Here is a 3036-nt window from a genome sequence, read left to right on the forward strand (position 1 = left end):
CCCTTCGGCACCATGCGGCCGGCGGCGGCGCGGGCGCCGATCCATTCGGCCAGCTCCTCGCGCGAGCGGATAAAGGTGCGGTCGGCCGAATCCTGCCAGCTGAGGCCGGTTTCGAGCGTGAAGGGCTTGATGTCCAGCACGCCGCCATCCTTGTACTTCTGCAGGCGGACGCCCTTGCCGCGCCCCATCTCCGGGATCTCGGCGAGCGGGAACACCAGCATCTTGCGGTTCTCGCCGACGATGGCGAGGTGGTCGCCTGAGAGCGGAATGCAGCGCTTGGCCTCGTCGGGCGACTTGACGTTCATCACCTGCTTGCCCTTGCGGGTGTTGGCGACGACCTCTTCCTCCGGAACGATGAAGCCGTTGGCGTCGTAGGAAACCAGAAGCAGCTTGCGCTTCGGATCGTGGACGAATGCGGTGACGATGTCCTGGTCGTTCTCCATGTCGACGATGATGCGGATCGGTTCGCCATGGCCGCGCCCGCCCGGCAGCCGGTCGGCGCCGATCGTGTAGAACTTGCCGCCTGTCGTGAAGACCAGGATCTTGTCGGTGGTCTGGGCGTGGAAGGCTAGCTTGAGGCTGTCGCCTTCCTTGAAGGTGAACTGCGAATGGTCGGTCAGATGACCCTTCATCGCCCGCAGCCAGCCCTTTTCGGAGACGACCACGGTGACCGGCTCGCGCTCGATCATGGCGTGCGCGATGTCGGTCAGGTCATGCTCGGGCGCGTCGGCGAACTGGGTGCGGCGCTTGCCGAGTTCGGTCTCTGGCCCGAACTTGTCGCGGATGCTGGTGACTTCCCACTTGATCGTCGCCCACTGCTTGGCGTTAGACGCCAGCAGCGCCTCTATCTGCTTCTTCTCGGCGGTGAGCCCGTCGAACTCCTTGCGGATCTCGATCTCTTCCAGCTTGCGCAAGGCGCGCAGGCGCATGTTGAGGATGGCTTCGGCCTGGGTATCGGTGAGCGACCAGCGGGCCATCATCACCTGCTTGGGCTCATCCTCCTCGCGGATGATCCTGATCACCTCGTCGATGTTGAGGTAGGCGATCAGGTAGCCGGCGAGAATCTCGAGGCGCTTTTCGATCTCGCCGAGGCGGTGCTTCGAACGGCGGATGAGCACGTCGCGGCGATGCTCCAGCCACTCCTTGAGCACGCCCTTCAGCGACAGCACGTTCGGCACCTTGCCGCGCGACAGCACGTTCATGTTGAGCGGGAAGCGGCTTTCCAGCTCGGTCAGCTTGAACAGCGATTCCATCAGGATGCCGGGATCGACGGTGCGGCTCTTCGGCACCAGCACGATGCGGATATCCTCGGCACTCTCGTCGCGGATGTCTTCGAGCAATGGCAGTTTGCGCGCCATCAGGAACTCGGCGATCTTCTCGATCAGCCGCGCCTTCTGGACACCGTAGGGGATCTCGGTGACGACGATGCTCCAGGTGCCCCTGCCCTGGTCCTCCTGGCCCCATTTCGCCCTGACGCGGAAGCCGCCGCGGCCTGTCTCGTAGGCTTCGAGGATCGAGGCGCGGCTGTCGACGATGATGCCGCCGGTCGGGAAATCCGGACCCTGGACAAAGTCCATCAGCGCCGTCACCGGCGCGTCGGGATTCTCGATCAGATGAAGCGCTGCGTCGCAAAGCTCGGCGGCGTTGTGCGGCGGGATCGAAGTCGCCATGCCGACGGCAATGCCGGACGAGCCATTGGCGAGCAGGTTGGGGAAGGCGCCGGGCAGCACGACCGGCTCCTCGTCCTCCTCATTGTAGGTCGGCCTATAGTCGACGGCATCCTCGGTGATGCCGGCAAGCAGTTCCGTCGCCACGTCGGTCATGCGCGCTTCGGTGTAGCGCATGGCAGCGGCGTTATCGCCGTCGATGTTGCCGAAATTGCCCTGCCCGTCGACCAGCGGGTAGCGCATCGAGAAATCCTGCGCCAGGCGGACCAGCGCGTCGTAGATCGACTGGTCGCCATGCGGATGGAACTTGCCCATCACCTCGCCGACGATGCGCGCGCATTTGGCGAAGCCCTGGTCGGGGTTGAGTCTCAGCAGCCGCATGGCATGCATGATGCGGCGATGCACGGGCTTCAGCCCGTCGCGCACATCCGGCAATGCCCGGTGCATGATGGTCGACAGCGCATAGGCGAGATAGCGCTCCTCGAGCGCCTTCTTCAGATCGACCGGTTCGATATGGTCACCGCCGCCATCTTCAGGCGGCAAAAGCCTTTTTCCCATGGGTTTGCACTAGCCGAGCGGGTGATTCGCGGCAAGCGCCGGCTGGCCCAATCCGCGCTTCTCAACCCCATGGGTGTGACGGATTTCACGGAATTGGCGAAGCGGGCAGGCCAATTTGCGGCCCGACTGCAACACCTGTCACCCGCATGACGGCGCCAGCCAACATCAACCTGTTACATGCCCTGTCTATGGCAGGGCGATGCCGCATGGGAACCCGATCTTCATGACAAATTCACCGCTTCAAGCGAACAGGTCGGCCCGCTATTTGCCTTTCACCGCGATTTTTGACCATTGTGCCGGGAGGCGCCTTTTTCCCGTCCAGTTCGTCGCGGAATGGTGATGGCGCATAGGATCAAAAAGCAATTTCAGGACAACTCTCAGGGGACTTCGCCATGACAATCCAACGCTCAACTCTCAAGAAACTGGCCTTCTCGACCTTCCTGCTGACGCTGCCGCTCAATGCCGCCTTCGCGCAGGACACTGCCGTCGCCGATCGCCTCAAGGCGGCGCTTGCCGCCCAGGGCGTCGACATCTCCTGGACCGGGGTGAGCGGCGATGAGTCCAACATGGTGCTGCAGGGCGTGGCCGTGAAGCCGGCCGGCGAAAAGGAGCCCCTGGCCATCGGCGACGTCAAGCTCGAAGGCGTCAGCGAAGCCGATGGCGGCTACGACATCGAAACCGTCTCGACTGCGGCCCTCGAGCACAGCAAGGACGGCGTCACGCTGTCGCTCAGCCCGTTCGTCATCCATGACATGACGGTTCCGGCCGAGGGCGCCACCGGCCCGCTCGGCTCGCTGATGATGTACAAGTC

The 3036-nt window shown here is 63.6% G+C and carries 1 protein-coding gene and 1 pseudogene; one reads left to right on the top strand and one right to left on the bottom strand.

Annotated features, from left to right (window positions below):
• Positions 1-2225: DNA topoisomerase IV subunit A (parC, locus tag EN780_RS31005; protein WP_128276179.1), on the bottom strand; the 2225-nt coding region annotated here is incomplete at its 3' end.
• Between the two features lie 392 nt (positions 2226-2617).
• Between parC and EN780_RS31010 the strand changes: the two are divergent.
• A pseudogene (locus tag EN780_RS31010) lies at positions 2618-3036 on the top strand (hypothetical protein); the annotation flags it as partial.

The sequence above is a fragment of the Mesorhizobium sp. M4B.F.Ca.ET.089.01.1.1 genome, assembly GCF_004022605.1.
Lineage (GTDB): Bacteria > Pseudomonadota > Alphaproteobacteria > Rhizobiales > Rhizobiaceae > Mesorhizobium > Mesorhizobium abyssinicae.